This is a genomic window from Synechococcus sp. 60AY4M2, assembly GCF_002760375.1.
Classification (GTDB): Bacteria; Cyanobacteriota; Cyanobacteriia; order Thermostichales; family Thermostichaceae; genus Thermostichus.
Genome location: NZ_AUMZ01000001.1, coordinates 1,508,991 through 1,525,175 on the forward strand (window position 1 = coordinate 1,508,991; position 16,185 = coordinate 1,525,175).

Below are 16,185 nucleotides of genomic sequence, written 5' to 3' on the forward strand. Positions count from 1 at the left end.
GGGTCGTGGGACAGAGACTTGAACGCTGCTATCGAGATTTTGAAGCGTGGACTCAGGTCCCCCCGTATACGGGGGGATATAGGGGGGCGGTGGGACTGCCGCTCTCTGGCTGTGGAGGATCCTGGTTTACCAGTCCGTTGAAGCAGCAACTCCGGGAAGTGATTCTCGGAAGCTCCCGTCTACAGCCCGTCAGGGCTTAGCGGGAGAGGATGTCACGTTTCGGCGTGATTTGGAGTAGCTATATCAAGCTGGGGCTGAAGATGGCGGCGGGATCAAACTGCTGCTTCAGCTTGCGCATTAGGGTCGCCGTCGGGCCGAAATCGTGGGCCAGAGCTGTCTTCAGGGCTGCCGGTGCCTCCAGCAGCAGGAGAAACCCGCCCACCGACTTGAGGTGGCGCTGTAACTGTAGCAGGGATCCCACCTCAGGCTGGGAGATCCAGGCTCGCCCCAATCCACAGCCGCGATGCAGTTGCACCTGAGCGTCGGGAAATAGAGACTGAAACTGCTCTAGAGTAGCCAGGCTCTGGCTAGGCAAGCAGCCGAACTTGGCCAACACCATCCCCGCACGGCGGGAGGGCAGAGGCGGGGCTTCAGGTCTTGCCTCTTGCCAGCTCAATCCTGCAGGAGCTAGCTGTTGCACCTGGGTCATCTGTTGGGCAATTACCCGCTCGGAGCCGTGGAAATGGAGGCAGAGCTGGGGCCCTTCTGCCTTCAGCCAGAGATCCACCCCCACCGGGCTGACCGGCGCCCTCAGCACCTGCCGAGCCAAGGCTTCCAAATCGGGCAGGGATCCTGTAGCCACCAAAGTTGCTTGGGCTGCCGGCAGGGGATAGAGCCGTAGGGTCGCCTGCGTCAGGATCCCCAAACTGCCCAGGGATCCGGCGAACAGTCTCGTCAAGTTATAGCCGGCCACATTCTTAACCACCCGCCCACCCGCTTTGGCCACCTCCCCATCGGCCCGTACCCAGGTGATGCCCAGCAGCAAATCGCCGATCCCACCGTAACGCCAGCGCAGCGAGCCCGTATCGGCCGTGGCGACGATGCCCCCCACTGTGGCCCAGTCAGGGTAAAGGGGATCCACCGGCCACCATTGCCCCCGCTCTGCCAAGATGGCTTGTAGCTCCGCTAGGGTCATACCGGCCTCCACTGTCGCCGTTAGGTCGGCAGCCGCATGGTCGATCAAGCGGCGCAGCCCACGGGTACTGAGGATGAGATCCACAGCCTCCAAGCGAGGAGCCCATCCCCACTTGCTCCCCTGCCCGAGCGGCAGCACCTTCCGCTCGCGGCACTCTTTTAGGAGCTGCGCCAATTCTGGAACCGTCGAGGGAGTTTGGATGGGAATAGGAGCGGCCTGGCCGGAGAGAAAATCTGTCAGCGGCGGAGAAAAAGCCATCGAGAAGAGCTAAGCCCAAAACGCCGGCAACATCTGATCCCCTAGCTATCGGGATCAACTTGCCCAATTTCAGTGTAGGGGGCAAACTCCTCACCTGGGCAGCACAGCCACAGATGGGTACTTGATGAGGCTTAGAATGCAGCCAGCTTCCCAAGTTCCCTCGCCGGGAGCGGAGGGCTGAGAGGGGTCGCGGCAGCACGGGCTGAACTCAAGTAATCTGGCAGCCGCTCAAAATCTGTCAAATCTGTCTCCAATGAAACCAACCCAAGCTCAACTCGATGACGCGAAGATACTTGAAAAAAACAGAGCAACAGGATGGCGATTGCCCCTTTTTAGATGAAGGAAAAACCTCGATAAACCGGAAGAGCCGCAACTTAGATCGACAATTCCTGTTAACAGCGAGCTAAGAGCTTAACTTGCTCCCCAAGTCTCGGCACCAGCAAATTAAACAGCAGATAGATGTAAAGATTTATATCAAAATTCGAAACTTCTTTGCGCGACGTGGTACTCTAACTTGTAAGTAAAGTTAAGCTTGGGTTAAAGCTATCAAATGCCTAAAGCTAAAACTGCCTGCAAGTAAGTCCGTAAGTAAGTATTTTGTCTGGTCTTGGCTAAAGTTTCCCTCTGCCATACTGTTTGCAAATTTTTCTGACTACAATTTAAGGTTCGGTTATCCCCTGACACCGACATGGTGCAAGACTTGCGCTCTTCATCGGGATCCCTGGAACAGTGCTTTGGCCAGATGCCACTCTTGGTCGGGTTCGACAGCCCCCTTGCCGAGGTTCTCTCCCTGTTGGCGCAAAAGAATGGCTCCCGGCCCTACGCCTTGGTGGTGGATGCAGGCCGAGTGGTGGACATTTTGACGGCTGTGGATTTGACACTCCCACCCAGGGGATTCTTACGCAGCCCAAAATGGACTCGCAAAGGCGCTGTCAAGACGCCCCTAGACAGTCCTTTGAGGCATAACCTCAAAGTTCTGCTTACTTCGGACTTAAGTTCCTCCAGGTTAGTTATTGCCGCGCGGGTTTTGCACCGCAGTAGGTTGTTTTCCTGGAGAAGCTCTGTACTAACTATAACAAAGAAGCAACTAAAGTGGCTCAAGGGCTTTTCCGCCCCGTACTTTAGTACGGGGCTACCAAGCTATCCTTTTGTGTTGCGGTGGGTGGCCAGCGACCGATCTTGGCAGGGATCCACCCTGGCTGAGGCGATGACCGCCCCTGTTGTAACCTTGGCCGCCGGCGACTACCGGGATCCGCTGGCGTTAAGGATCCCCCTTTTGTCTATTGGCCCCCGGAGGAGATGGAGAAGATCGCCACCGCCTTCGCCCAGGGGCTGGCTCAGGGTCGGCCCCCGCAGGGTTGGGAGCTGACCTTTATGCGTCGCAACGGCGAGCGGTTTCCGGTGCGGATTTTGGATGCCCCCTGGCAGGATGCCCAGGGGAAGGTAATCGGCATTGCCAGCGTACAGGATTTGACCCAGGAAAAAGAGTTGCAGAACCCACAACAAAAACGGCAGCACTCGCTGCACGATCAGCCAGATCTGTTTCAAAACCTCTTTGAGCAAGCCCCGGTGGGCATGGCAGTTACGGATGCGGCGGGGCAGATCGTCAAGGTGAACGAGAGCTTTTGCCAGCTCACCGGCTACACCGAGGCCGAGCTCTTGAGCATGAATTACGCCGACCTCACCCACCCTGAGGATCTGCGGCAGGAGGCAATCTATGTCGAAGAAATACGAGCGGGCCGCCGCCGGGGCTACCGCATGGAAAAACGCTACATCCGCAAAAGCGGCGAGATCCTCTGGGTTGACCTCTCGTCTTTTGTGGCGGAGACTCCCGACAAACAAATCTACGGCATTGCCTCCATTGTCGATATTACCGAGCGCAAGCGAGCCCAGGAGCAGGCTCAACTGCAACTCCACCAAGCCCGGCTGCTCAACCGCATCGCCCAAGGGATCCGGCAATCGTTGCAGGTGGAGTCCATCCTGGGTTTTGCCGTAGAAGAAGTCCGCCGTTTGTTGGATGTGGAGCGGGTGGTGATCTACCGCTTTTTCCCCAATTGGGTGGGCGAGATCGCCATGCAATCGGTCAGCCGGCCAGAGTTGAGCCTGCTGGGCCTGGTTATCGAAGATCAATGCTTTGTTAGCCAGTGGCACCAGGCCTATCAGCAGGGCCGCATTTCGGCCATTGAAGATATCGACACCGCCCCCATCCAGCCCTGCCACCGCGAGCTGCTGGCCGGTTTGGGGGTGCGGGCCAACTTGGTGGTGCCCATTTTGCAGGCGGCTGGCCCTGACGGCAAAGACAGCGAGCCGGCCCGCCTCTGGGGGCTGTTGATCGCCCACCAGTGCAGCGCCCCCAAACAATGGGATCCCTGGATGCCGGATTTTTTGCGACAAATTGCCGATCAACTGGGGCTGGCGCTGCAACAGGCGGAGCTGTTTGAGCAACTCCAAGCTGCCAACGCCGAGCTGCGCTACCAGGTGGAGGTGCGCAATGCCGAGCTGGCCCAGCGGGTGAGATACGAGCAACTGCTGCGGCTGATTGGCGACAAGGTGCGCTCCAGCCTGGACGAACAGGAGATCTTGGCCACCGTGGTGCGGGAGCTCACCCAGGCTTTCCAACTGGGCGCCTGCGGTGTGGCCCTCATCCATCCGGAAACCCAGACCTACACGCTGGCCTACGAAGCGGCGGGATCCCTGCCCCCCCTGGGCAAGGTCACTCTGCCCTTGGATCCCGTGCTTTTGCGCCAGCTCCGCCAAGGCCAGACCCTCTACCTCAGCACGGATCACCCGCTGCGGGGGCGCTGTACCCTGCTTGCCTGCCCCCTGGTTGTAGAAGAGCAAGAAGGGCAGCTTGTCTCAGGCACCGGCTCGTTGCTGGGCTTTCTCAAGTTAGTTCGCCTGCCCCAGGAGGGCTTTACCGAGGCCGAGATCCACTTTGCCGAGCAGGTGGCCACCCAGTGCAGCATCGCCATTCGCCAGGCCCGCCTCTACCAGGAAACCCAGGCTCAGCTCCAGCAACTGCAGCAGCTCAACGAGCTCAAAGAAGAGTTTCTCAGCATGGTCTTCCACGAGCTGCGCACGCCTCTGACCAGCATGAAAATGGCCCTGAAAATGCTGGAGGTGCGCGGCCTTTCCGAGGCGCAGATCCCCTATTTCAACATCCTCAAACAGGAGTGGCAAAAAGAGCTGGACTTGGTCAACGACCTGCTGGACTTGCAGCGGCTAGAGGCCGGCAGCCGCAGTCTGGAGATCGCCCGCTTCGAGGTGCGCGAGTGGCTGGAAAAGCTGTTGCCGCCCTTTGCCCTGCGCTTTCAAGAGCGCCAGCTCACCTTTATCTCCTACCCCCCCTCTGAACCCATCTTGTTCAACACCGATGTGGGGCTGCTCACCCGCATCTTGAGCGAGTTGCTGGCCAACGCCGCCAAGTACACCCCTGCCGGCCAGCAGGTTCATCTGGAAGTGGCGGTCGATTCGTCGGGTCTCCATTTGCAGGTCACCAACACCGGTGTCGAGATCCCAGCGGAGCACCTGCCGCGCATCTTCGAGAAGTTCCACCGCATCCCGCACCTGGACTACGCCCACCAGGGGGGCACCGGCTTGGGCCTGCCGCTGGTGAAAAAGGCGGTGGAGCTGTTGCAAGGGATCCTGCAAGTGGAAAGCGGCGAGAACCGCACCCTGTTCGCGGTCAGCCTGCCGGATTTGGGCAGTTCCGCCCTCACCCCCAGCCCCTCTCCCTCAGGGAGAGGGGAGCTAGATGACCCTGGGCAGCGTTGCCGGTCAAACAGCCGCCATGGCTAGCCGTTGGCTAAGGACTCCGTCCCGCCGACGCGAGCGGCAGGAGGGGGTTCTTTTGCCGGCGAAGGGGGAGAGGAGAGCAGTTGCTGCTCCACCAGGCGGGCAAACTCCCGCTCGAAGCTCACCAGGGCGCGGTTGGTTTTGCCTCCCAGGTAGAGCCCTGCTTCCGTCTCCAGGGCCCAAACTTGGCTGTAGCTGAAATAGCTCATCGCCACCCCCAGCATCAGCAGCCCAAAGCCGAGATAGACCAGCGGGATCCCTGGGTCGGATTTAATCTGCAGACCGGTGGCGCCGATAACCTCGTCTAGGTGCAGGGTAAGACGGTTGGGGAAGCGCTGGGGGGCAACTTCGTCCAGGGCCAGGCTCATGCCCTGGCGCAGGGATCCTATCCACTGGCCTTGGGTGTCGTAGAGCAGGGCCGTCCCCTGCAAATCGGGCAACAACAGCGTCAGGCCCTCGCTTAGGTCTGGCCGGGTGGGGACAAAAGCGCCCCAGAGCTTGCTGCCCGCTTGGGTGGGCACCGGCACCACCGGGATTTGAAAGGGAGGGCTGTTGTTGAGGCGGATGCGGATGCTGTCGATGCTCCAATCAGCCTGGTAGAGGGTCACCCCCCGGTAGGAGAGGGGATGGTTGACGGAAATGGTCTGGCGTTTGACCTCCTGGCCCCCATCCAAAATCGAGAGATCTGAGTAAAACTGCTTCACCCGGCCATCAGGAGCATAGTCAATCCAGAAGCGGTTGACCCGAATTTGCCAGGTGGGTAGATGAGCCAGATCCCCTGCCCCGGTTACCTGTTCAATGGCGGCGACGCTGCCGCTGGGGATCAGCGCTTGGGCCTTGAAGCCGGCAAGGCTGCCCCAGATGGCCCCCAGCAGGATCAGCAGCAGGCTGACGTGCACCAGGATAGGCCCAAACCGCCCAATCAGACCCTTGCGGGCGTAAAGTCGGGATCCGTCCTGAAACACCGCATAGCCCCGCTGGCGCAGCCGCTGCGGCAGCCCCTGCAGGGAGCGTTGGGGCAGATAGGTCCAAAAGGGCAGCCGCTGGAAGGAGTGGGGACGGGTGAGGTAGCTCCAGCGACGGGCCACCTTGAGCATCGGCCACTGGCGCGTCAAAGAACAGGCGGCCAGGCTGCTGCCAAAGAGGATCAACAGGGCCAGAAACCAAGAGGTGCGATAGACGTGATCCAGCCCCAGCTTGAGGATCAGCCGCCAGGTGAGAAAGCCAAACAGGGCCGGATGCTCGGGGTAGTGGGCCTGATAGAAGGCCACGGTTTCCTCTTGCTCGATGACCGTGCCAACCGCGCTCAAAAGGGCAATTGCCAAGAAAAGGCCGATGGCCAGACGCAGATCCGCCAGCAGCGGCAGCAGCTCATGGCGAAAGTACCGACGCAAGGGGGAAAGCCACCGCGACAGCGGCAGAGAGGGGATAACCATGGGAAGTTGTCAGCTCAAGATCTGAACTGCCCCCCAACTGGAGGGCAGCCCCATCTTAGCTTGCAGCAGGGATCCCTTAGGCCCAAGCGGAGAGGATCGTCACGGTGCCAAAGCCCACCAACACCACGCCACTGGCATAGGTAAACCAGATCGACCAGCGCCGCAGGGCCAACAGTTGCTTCATCGAGCCGGCGAACACCCCCGCCAACAGCAGCGGCGAGACCAGCCCCAGCGCATAGGCCAGCAGCAGCCCGCCCCCCACCCAGGGCTGCCCTGTGGTGGAGACCCAGCCGAGCAGGGCCACCAAAACCGGCGTGCTGCAGGGAGAAGCTACCAGGCCAAAGGTGGATCCCAGCAACACCGACCGGCCTAGCCCAGGCCACTGGCCAGGGATCTCCAACCGGTTAAACCAATCGGGGAAGCGCAAGGGGACAACTTCCAGCAGGTTCAGGCCCATGAGGATGGCGATCCCTCCCGCCACTAGGGATCCAAAGGCAGCGGTTTGTCCATAAACCCGGCCTAGCAAAGCTGCTCCCAAGCCCAGCCCGCTGAGCGTCAAAGCCACGCCAGCCGCAAAGCCTAGCGATTGCACCCAAACCTGCCAGCGCACTTCTCCGGCAGCGGCGGGGGTAGTGGGAGCGTAGCCGCCGATGTAGCCGATGGTTACCGGCAACAGGGAGAGCATACAGGGAGAAAGGCTGGTGACCAGACCTGCCAGACCCACCAGCAGCAGGCTCAGCGGAGAAAGGTGCTGCAGTTGGCCTTGGACAAGTTGCGTTGCCCATTGTTCCAGGTGGTAAAGCCAAAGCTGAAGGGTATCGGCCATAGCAGAAGCCATCGAGTCCAACCCTAAGCTAGCTCGAGGAATCCAAGCCAGAACAGATTGGCGCCAACTGGGAGCTTCAGTCCAGAAAAGTTGGGGAGCTACTTGGACTGTTGGTAGGTGGCAATGCTGCTGGCGATCACTGCCTCGGTTTCGGCTAGGCCTTTCCAGCCCAAGATCTGGGTTTCTTTCTTCTCCAGGCGCTTGTAGGTGGCGAAAAACTCGGCAATCTCGTCCAGGCGGTGCTGGGCAATATCTTCCAGCCTGGTTACGGAAGCATAGCGAGGGTCCTTAGCGGGCACGCACAACAACTTCTCATCCGGCTCCCCCGCATCGATCATCTGCAGCATGCCCAGCGGGCGCACCGCAATCACACACCCTGGAAAGGTGGGCTGATCCATGATCACCAGGCCATCCAAAGGATCCCCGTCCCCTGCCAGCGTATTGGGCACAAAGCCGTAGTCGTAGGGGTACTGCACCGAAGAGTAGAGCACCCGGTCTAGGGCCATTACGCCCATGTCTTTGTCAAACTCGTACTTGTTCTTGCTCCCGCCCGGAATCTCAATCAGGAGGTTAAGTAGGCCTGGCTTTGGTTGGGCAGGGATCCGCGACAGGTCGATCACAGCAATTACCCTCGGAATAGGTGAAACGGCCAGAGGGCATTATAAATCGAAGCGTTCCTTCAGCAGCGGCATCCCAACCCCAACTAGGGGTGACCAGCAAGTCGGGAGGCACAAGCCCCGGACTTTAGTCCTGGAGATAAGTCTCCCCATCTCGACATCCTGCAGGCTGGAGTCGACTGCCCACGCTTTCGATGTCCCTGCCGTCGCCCAGGAGTCGGGGTGATGGCGCCCCCGGCCTCCCTTTCATCCCCCCGTATAGGGTGGGAAAAAGGGGGCGCGGTGGCAGCGGCGCCAGCCCGTCCGCGTAGCTTGCGACAAGCGAGAAAGAATCCTCGTCCTCTCGGGCTGAGGAGAACATCAAGCTTGCATCCCCCCGCCCAACTCCTCGGGCAAGATTCGAACTTGCGACCAATCGGTTAACAGCCGACCGCTCTACCGCTGAGCTACCGAGGATCGAAGTATTTTCCATCGTAGGAAAAAAAAGGCCATCAAGCAACTCCCGCGGAGGAAGAAATTCTTGGCTCTGTCCAGGCCATGGTTCAAGCGGCTGTAAAGCTGCTGCCCACCGGCGCGCCAAGGCAAGCTGGGGAATGGCGTCAACCTCAGTTGTGAAAGGGGATGGCCAACAGAGGCAGGAGAGCCAGCCCCAGCCAGGCCCAACCCTGCAGGGAAAGGTGGGAGGCGACCGGGCCTGACTCCTCTTGCTGCAATAGGGCATCGATGCGCTCTTGCAGCCGTCCCCCCGCACCGGATCCCATTTCTAGGGCAAAGCCAACCCAAGCCGCTGCCGGTTGCTGCGCCATGCCATAGCCCACCACCTGCACCAGAGCCTCTCCCAGCACCAAGGGATCCACCCGTTGGGCCGCCCAGCGATCTGCCCGCAGCTCCCGCAGGGTGAGCAATTCCTGCCAGAGGACCTCTGTATTCGGCAGCCAGCCGCTGAGATGGCGCAGCCAGCCCACCGCAAACATCCACAAGGTATCGCCGTAGTGGCGGTGGGCCTCTTCGTGGGCCAGCACCGCCCGCAGGTGTTCTTCATCCAACTGCTCCAGCAGGCCGCGACTGACCACCAATTGCGGCTTCCATACCCCCACTTGGGCAGCAAAAGGGATCTCCAAATTCAAGACATAGGCCGAAGAGCCATACAAATTGACTTGGGCCAGAGCCCGCAGGCGGGCGCGTCGGCAGACGCGCCAGTACTCCCAAGCCCAGCGCAGGGCCACGCCTGCAGCCAGCGCCAGCAACAGCAGCGCACAGCCGTAGCAGAACCAGCCTCCTGCCCCGGCCATTTGTCCCCACGGCCCCATCCAAGCCAAAGCAAGGGCAGTCATTAGCAAAAACAGCGGCGGCAGCAAGAAGTGGATCCAGGCCCACTGCCAGCGCTGGGCCCAGGAACCAGCTCGATCCAGCCGCACCTGGGCCCGCCACAGCCAACTCAGGGCCAAACCCAACAGCAACATGCCCAAGTGGCTCATTGGGGATCCCTCCTGGCCTCGCGGGCCGCCCGCAACCGCTCGGCAATCGCCTGCAACTGGGACACGCTGGCCTGATCCAGGCTATCGGCAAAGGCTGCCACGGTGTCTGGGTCGCCCACCGCCAAAAACTGCTGCAACTGGGCAAAGGCCCTGAGGCTGGCAGCTTCCTGGCGAGAAAGACGGGGCCGCCACAACATCGGCAGACTCCGCCCTTCTGCATCGGTGCGACGTTCACAGCTCACCCAGCCCTTCTGGCTTAGGCGCCGCAAAACCGTAGTTACAGAGGCATAGGCCAACTCTCGGTCGGGATCGGCCAAGATGCGCTCGTGGATTTGGCGGGTGCTGGCACTGCCCAGCTCCCAAAGGATATCGAGGATCTCGGATTCCAGAGGGCCTAGTGAGAGTTGCTTGGGACGATGCTTGGGCAACATAAACCCTGGCAGGGTAGGGATCCCTATCTAGATTGACATACTCTCATACTCTCCACAGCTATGGCTTGCTGGAGCACCGCGGCAGAATGGCTCAGGGAGCAGTCCGGAGAGCGCCGTCTTCCGAGAGGAAGCGGGAGCTGAGGAAAGGACGCAGCGCCTGGGGGATGCGAATCGAGCCGTCCGGCTGCTGGTGATTTTCCAACAGGGCGGCCAGAGCCCGTCCCACCGCTAAGCCGGAGCCGTTCAAGGTGTGGACGAAGTGGGTGCCCTTTTGCCCTGCTTCTTTGTAGCGCAGGTTAGCGCGGCGGGCCTGGAAATCCCAGCAGTTGGAGCAACTGGAGATCTCGCGGTAGCGGTTTTGGGAGGGGAACCACACCTCCAGATCGAAGCAGCGGGCTGCTGAAAAACCTAGATCGCCGGTACACAGCTCCACTACCCGGTAGGGCAGCTCCAGCATCTGCAAAATGGCCTCGGCATCTTGCACCAGCTTTTCGTGTTCTGCCTCCGACTGGGTGGGGTGGGTAACTTTGACCAGTTCCACCTTTTGAAACTGGTGCAGCCGGATCAGGCCCTTGGTGTCCCGGCCATAGCTGCCGGCCTCGCGGCGAAAGCAAGGTGTGTAGGCACAGAAATAGAGCGGCAGGCGCTCGGCTGGGATCACCTCCTCCCGGTACAGGTTGGTGAGGGGCACTTCCGCCGTCGGGATCAGCCAGAGGTCGTCGTCGGCACAGCGGAAGCTCTCAGCGGCAAACTTGGGCAGTTGCCCTGTCCCCTCCAGAGCAGCGCTGTTGACCAAAAAGGGAGGGATCACCTCGGTGTAGCCAGCGGCAATGTGGCGCTCCAGCATCATGGCGATCAAGGCCCGCTCCAGAGCCGCCCCTGCCCCTACCATAGCCACAAAACGGCTCTGGGCTACCTTGACGGCACGGCCAACCTCCAGGAGGCCCAGCTTTTCGGCAACCTCGTCGTGGGGAAGGACGGGGTGGGTGGGTTTTAGCGCATCCCCCCAGCGGCGCACCTCCACATTGTCGGCCTCATCCTGGCCAACCGGCACGCTGGGCAAGGGCAAGTTGGGCAAGGTGAGCAACCGGGCGCGCACCTCCTCCTCCAGCTCCCGCTCCCGCTGTTCCAGTTGGGCGATCTCGGCCTTGAGATCTGCCCCCTGCTGCCGCAGGGCCGCCACCTCCGCTCCCTGGGGATCCGCTCCCTGGCGGATGAGCTCGCCGACCTTCTTGCCGAGGCTGTTGCTTTCTGCCTGCAGAGAGCCGCGTCGGGCCTCCAAGCGGCGGCGCTCCCGATCCAACTGGAGAATGCCGTCCAGGTCGACACTGGCCCCGCGCTTGTCCAGGGCTTGGCGTACCTCTTCTGGGCGATCCCGCAGCAGCTTCAGATCCAGCACGAGACTTGCCTGTGAGACGACCTCTGGCTATTGCTTCAGCCAGCTAAACATGGCCCTTAGCTCTTTGCCCACCTTCTCGATGGGGTGCTCCGCCTCGCGGCGGCGCATTGCCGTAAAGCCGGGCTTGCCGGCCTGGTTTTCCAAGACAAACTCGCGGGCAAACTGGCCGCTTTGGATTTCTGACAGGATCCGCTTCATTTCAGCGCGGGTTTGCTCGGTAATAATGCGGGGGCCACGGGTGTAGTCGCCGTATTCTGCTGTGTTGGAGATGCTGTGGCGCATCTTTTCCAGGCCCCCCTCGACGATGAGATCCACGATTAGCTTAACCTCGTGCAGACACTCGAAGTAGGCCAGCTCCGGCTGGTAGCCTGCTTCCACCAGGGTCTCAAACCCCGCCTTGATCAAAGCCGTGAGGCCGCCGCAGAGCACCACCTGCTCGCCGAAGAGATCTGTTTCAGTTTCCTCGCGGAAACTGGTCTCCAAAATGCCGGCCCGCGTGCCGCCGATGGCCTTGGCATAGGCCATGGCCCGCTCCCGCGCCATCCCGGAGGCATCTTGATGGACGGCAAACAGACACGGCACCCCCTGGCCTTCCTGGTAGGTGCGCCGCACCAGGTGACCGGGGCCCTTGGGAGCGACCATGATGACATCCACGTCTGCGGGCGGCTGGATCTGCCCGAAGTGGATGTTGAAGCCGTGGGCAAATAGGAGCACCTTCCCCGGCTTTAGATGCGGGCGGATCTCGCTCTGGAAGACGGTCTTTTGCACTTCGTCCGGTAGCAGGATCATCACCCAGTCGGCGGCAGCCGCAGCATCTGCTACAGTCTTGACCGTCAACCCGTCCCGCTCCGCTTTGGGCCAAGAGGGGCTGCCGGGGTAGAGGCCGACGAGGACGTTGACACCGCTGTCGCGCAGGTTGAGGGCGTGGGCATGGCCCTGGCTGCCGTAGCCGATGATGGCGACGGTCTTGCCGTCCAGCAGATCCAGGTTGGCGTCAGTGTCGTAGTAGAGGCGGGCCATAGTCGGGCTGGGTAGTTTGGTGAGCTGGCGTTTGATTAGGATAGCAGGATCTGGGGGATCCCCAACAGCAGAACTAGAGGCCATGGTGCACCGTTTTTACCCACCGCAACCGCTTGGGCTGCACACACATACGAGCCGTGGTCACGATCATGACCGGCAGCCAGTGGAGCATGTACACCAAGCCCAGAGCCGTACGCCACCAGAGTTTTCGCCCGCGCAGCCCCTCCACCTGGCGCAGGCCGCGGTAGAAGGCCACCGTCACAGATCCCATGACCAGGGCGTTCAAGGGGAGCAGCACCGAGGAGTGGCCCGTCAACAGCACCCAGAGGGTATCGGGAACTAAGGCCATCGGCAGCAGGTACTGAGAGATGAAAAAGGCCCAGAGATCGACTGTCTTGGCCATGCCCAGGCGGCGGCTGAGGATCCCTGGCCAGTAGTCGAGGTAGCGCTGGTAGCCCCCCTCCGCCCAGCGGCAACGCTGGTGCCAAAGGCTTTTCCAAGAGGTGACTCCCTCTTCGACGATGGCCGGCTCCGTCAAAAAGGCAATATCCACCCCCGCCAGGTGCAACTTAAAAGTAAGATCCAGGTCGTCGGTGAGGCTGTTCTCGTTCCAGCCGCCGCACTTTTCCAGGACATCCCGTCGCACCAGTTGGCCGTTGCCTCGCAGCTCCCCAATCCCGCGGATGGCCACCCGCTGCTGCTGCAAGTAGGCATCGGAGGCCATCTCCGCCACCTGGCCCAGGGTCCAGAAGTTGACGTTGGGGTTGCTCAAGGCTTTGCGCACCTGAACGGCGCCGATTGTCCGTCTGCCGGGGCGGGGGGTCTGGCCGAACAGCGGCAGGGTGCGAGTCAGCAAATCCGGGGGCACAATGGCGTCGGCGTCGCAGACCAAGATAATCTCCCCCCGCGTCAGGGGCAGCACCTCGTTGAGGGCGCCAGACTTGCCGCCTCCTCGCCCTGGTGGCCGTCGGTAAACTCGCAGGTGAGGGATCCGCTTTTGGGCTTCCTGCAAGATGTCGGGGGTAGCATCGCTGCTGGCATCGTCAATGGCCCACAGCTCCAGGTGGCTGCTGGGGTAATCCAACTGGGTGAGGCTGTGCAGCAGCCGCGGCAGCACTGCGCTTTCGTTTTTGGCCGGGATCAACACCGCCACTCGCGGCAGAGGAGAACCCGCCAGCGCTAAGGGCTGAGCCCCGCCCACCTCAGGCAAAGGCAGGGAGGCCGTTTCGGCGGCGGCGGGATCCCAGGCCATTGTTCCAGGAGGGTAAAGCCTCAAGGGGGGCGGCAGAGCCGCCGGTTGCAGCCGGAACAGGCGGTTGATGTGGATGACCATGAAGGTGGCCAGGCCAACGGTAAACCAGCGGGCTACCGCTACCTGGTGCATCAGGCTGACCAGCCCCCACACCGTCGCCAGAACCAGGAAAGCTTTGAGACGGCGGCGCTGAGCCGAGGTGAGCAACCAATCGGGAAGATGTAGGTCCTCGAGGGGGGCAGGCTCTGACCAGACAAACTCAGACATGGCGAGCATCTCGTAGGTAACAACTTTGCCCGTACGCACCAGCCGTCCCAAGCTTGAGCCCAGCGGCTGCTAAGAGGCCGTTAATTATTGTCACCTATTGTGTTGCCACCGACTTGGGTTAAGACCAAAGGTCTTGATCTGCTACCCCACAGCAAGGGATCCCTGTCCTCCCAAAGGATATGAAGAGCTTATGGGTTGCCGCGAATTTCCTTGATCACCCCATCTTCCAGCAGGATCTCCACCTGCATTTTCTGGATCAGGTTGTCTCCCTTTTGCACGCGGAAGAAGCTCTCCACGCTGCCCTGGAGCACCTCTTGGTTCAGCTCCAGGTTGTTCAGTTGGTTGATCTGCTGAAGCAACTGGTTTTTTTGATCCAAGAGCTTGATCTTTTGCTCGTTCACGCGGCTTTTCACCGCTTCCACCTGTTGGAGCACCTGGGGGCTGTTGGGGTTAGGGCTTTGCTTCTCCAGCTCGGCAATGGCCCGCTTGCCCTGAAACTCCAGTTGCTGCATCTGAGCATCGGTGGCTTCGATCTGCCGCTCCAATTGCTCCTGCATTTCTTTCTTCCAAAGGGGGGTGACCACCACCTTGACAGGGATGGTGCGCTTGAGCAGTAACTGAGTGCCGTTGCCGACGTTGTTTTCTTCCATAAGACCTATCCAGGCAGACTACCAAGCAAATCAGGGGGCCCTGTGCTTACAGAGAATTGTCCTCTAGCAACCTTGGAGAAGGAGGCTTGACAGACCACAACTCTCCCCGCCGCGGCGGAGAATCCGTCTACTTATCCTACCGGCTGGGATCCCCGTAGTAAAGTCTGGATCGGGGGGAAATGGCAGTTTTGGTTAAGGATCTTGAAGGCCGCTGCCGTGCGGCGCCGCAAAGTCAGTTAGCGTGAAAGACGGTGTTCTCGGATTTTGCAGCAGCCATGAGCGAACTGGCCTCAACTCCCTGGCAACCCTCGGCAGGGGCTGCCCAGCCGGTGCGGATCGCCTCCCGCAAAAGTGAGCTGGCCTTGGCCCAGACCCACTGGGTGATGGAGCAGTTGCAGGCCCACCATCCGGGATTGCCGCTAGAGCTGCACACCCTTTCCACCCAGGGAGACATCATCCTGGATGTGGCGCTGGCCAAAATTGGCGATAAGGGCCTGTTTACCAAGGAGCTGGAGGTCAGCCTGCTCAACGGCAGCAGCGATCTAGCGGTGCACAGCCTTAAGGATCTGCCCACCCGTTTGCCGGAAGGCCTGGTCCTGGGGGCGATTACGCAGAGGGAGGATCCTTTGGACGCGCTGGTGCTGCGGGAAGAGCTGCGCGGCTACCAACTGGCCACCCTGCCAGCAGGAACGGTGATCGGCACTTCATCTTTGCGGCGATTGGCCCAACTGCGCCACGCCTTTCCCCACCTGCACTTCAAGGATGTGCGGGGCAACCTCAACACTCGCCTGGCCAAGCTGGATCGGGGGGAGTACGACGGCCTAATTTTGGCGGTGGCGGGGCTGAAGCGCCTGGGCCAAGAACAGCGGATCCACGAGGTGCTGGATCCCAGTGTGTCTCTGTACGCGGTTGGCCAGGGATCCCTGGGGATCGAGTGCCGGCAGGGGGATGAGCGGATCCTGGAGCTCATCCGACCCTTAGCCGATGCGGAGGCCACAGCCCGCTGTTTGGCCGAGCGAGCTTTCCTGCGGGCCTTGGAGGGGGGGTGTCAGGTGCCCATCGGCGTCCACAGCCAAGTCCAGGGGGAAGAGCTGCACCTGACCGGCATGGTGGCCGACCTGGAGGGGCGACAGCTCATCCGCGATACCCAAACAGGCTCCCCTGCCGATCCGGAAGCGGTGGGAACAGCCCTGGCGGAAAAGCTGAAGCAACAGGGGGCTGACGAAATCCTGCAGGCCATTTTTGCCCAGGCTCGCCGCTAAATTCTGTGGGCTAGCTCTGAAAAAAGCCAGCCAAGGGAGAGAAAAACGGCAGGGAGAGTTTCAAATCCTCCCCTCTGCCGTCGCTGCTGCCAAGAACTTACCTTAGATAGGGAACTCACATTCACAGCAGCAGTAGTTGAGCTCTACCTTAGCTTCCAAAACAGCCGTGTCGTCTTGAACCACCAACGTAACTCTGTTGTTGGCAACTTCAGCGGGAGAGAGCGTTAGGGTTTTGGTAAAAGTCTGACCGGCCGAACTCACAGGTGAAGCATATAAGAACCCCGATTGAGTTAGAGTGCCGCCGTTGTACACGTAGTACTTGTCGTTGCCCGCATCCGGAGCACTGCTACTGCTAGCCG

Annotated in this window: 12 protein-coding genes, 1 tRNA gene and 1 pseudogene; 3 read left to right on the top strand and 11 right to left on the bottom strand. The window is 60.8% G+C overall.

All coding sequences use genetic code 11. The features are described 5' to 3' along the window. Positions 1-238: 238 nt before the first annotated feature. Complete coding sequence (locus tag SYN60AY4M2_RS06580; RefSeq protein ID WP_099812558.1) at positions 239-1,393, bottom strand: FAD-binding oxidoreductase; 1,155 nt, start codon at positions 1,391-1,393, stop codon at positions 239-241. A 1,290-nt stretch (positions 1,394-2,683) separates the two neighbouring features. Between SYN60AY4M2_RS06580 and SYN60AY4M2_RS14740 the strand changes: the two are divergent. Together SYN60AY4M2_RS14740 and SYN60AY4M2_RS06590 are read left to right on the top strand one after the other, a co-directional pair. Beyond that, a pseudogene (locus SYN60AY4M2_RS14740) lies at positions 2,684-2,878 on the top strand (PAS domain-containing protein); the annotation flags it as partial. A 3-nt stretch (positions 2,879-2,881) separates the two neighbouring features. Further along, positions 2,882-5,191, top strand: coding sequence for a GAF domain-containing protein (locus SYN60AY4M2_RS06590; RefSeq protein WP_346426064.1), 2,310 nt, complete (start codon positions 2,882-2,884; stop codon positions 5,189-5,191). On the opposite strand, the gene SYN60AY4M2_RS06595 is transcribed toward SYN60AY4M2_RS06590, so the two are convergent. From SYN60AY4M2_RS06595 to SYN60AY4M2_RS06640, 10 genes are all read right to left on the bottom strand, one after another. Further along, positions 5,188-6,624 carry a cytochrome c biogenesis protein gene (locus SYN60AY4M2_RS06595; protein WP_011429167.1) on the bottom strand — a complete coding sequence of 479 codons (1,437 nt, stop codon included), beginning with the start codon at positions 6,622-6,624 and terminating at the stop codon, positions 5,188-5,190. The genes SYN60AY4M2_RS06590 and SYN60AY4M2_RS06595 overlap by 4 nt on opposite strands. A gap of 76 nt (positions 6,625-6,700) precedes the next feature. Then, a complete protein-coding gene (locus SYN60AY4M2_RS06600; RefSeq protein WP_011429166.1) occupies positions 6,701-7,450 on the bottom strand; it encodes a cytochrome c biogenesis protein CcdA in 750 nt (249 codons plus the stop codon). Between the two features lie 98 nt (positions 7,451-7,548). Then, positions 7,549-8,067 carry an inorganic diphosphatase gene (locus tag SYN60AY4M2_RS06605; protein ID WP_041438773.1) on the bottom strand — a complete coding sequence of 173 codons (519 nt, stop codon included), beginning with the start codon at positions 8,065-8,067 and terminating at the stop codon, positions 7,549-7,551. A 384-nt stretch (positions 8,068-8,451) separates the two neighbouring features. After that, positions 8,452-8,523 (bottom strand) — tRNA-Asn (locus tag SYN60AY4M2_RS06610). Between the two features lie 149 nt (positions 8,524-8,672). Next, a complete protein-coding gene (locus SYN60AY4M2_RS06615) occupies positions 8,673-9,545 on the bottom strand; it encodes a M56 family metallopeptidase (RefSeq protein WP_099812561.1) in 873 nt (290 codons plus the stop codon). After that, positions 9,542-9,976: a BlaI/MecI/CopY family transcriptional regulator gene (locus SYN60AY4M2_RS06620; RefSeq protein WP_011429163.1), complete on the bottom strand. Its 435-nt coding sequence runs from the start codon at positions 9,974-9,976 to the stop codon at positions 9,542-9,544. The genes SYN60AY4M2_RS06615 and SYN60AY4M2_RS06620 overlap by 4 nt, the downstream gene beginning before the upstream one ends. Before the next feature lie 91 nt (positions 9,977-10,067). After that, positions 10,068-11,375, bottom strand: coding sequence for a serine--tRNA ligase (gene serS, locus SYN60AY4M2_RS06625; RefSeq protein ID WP_099812562.1), 1,308 nt, complete (start codon positions 11,373-11,375; stop codon positions 10,068-10,070). 27 nt (positions 11,376-11,402) lie between these two features. Further along, complete coding sequence (ilvC, locus tag SYN60AY4M2_RS06630) at positions 11,403-12,395, bottom strand: ketol-acid reductoisomerase (protein ID WP_099813279.1); 993 nt, start codon at positions 12,393-12,395, stop codon at positions 11,403-11,405. A gap of 73 nt (positions 12,396-12,468) precedes the next feature. Then, positions 12,469-13,914: a glycosyltransferase family 2 protein gene (locus SYN60AY4M2_RS06635; RefSeq protein WP_011429160.1), complete on the bottom strand. Its 1,446-nt coding sequence runs from the start codon at positions 13,912-13,914 to the stop codon at positions 12,469-12,471. Positions 13,915-14,102: 188 nt separating this feature from the next. Further along, positions 14,103-14,564: a YlqD family protein gene (locus SYN60AY4M2_RS06640; protein ID WP_011429159.1), complete on the bottom strand. Its 462-nt coding sequence runs from the start codon at positions 14,562-14,564 to the stop codon at positions 14,103-14,105. Positions 14,565-14,839: 275 nt separating this feature from the next. Here SYN60AY4M2_RS06640 and hemC point away from each other — a divergent pair, with 275 nt between their 5' ends. Then, a complete protein-coding gene (hemC, locus tag SYN60AY4M2_RS06645) occupies positions 14,840-15,826 on the top strand; it encodes a hydroxymethylbilane synthase (RefSeq protein ID WP_206336817.1) in 987 nt (328 codons plus the stop codon). Positions 15,827-16,185: the final 359 nt, after the last annotated feature.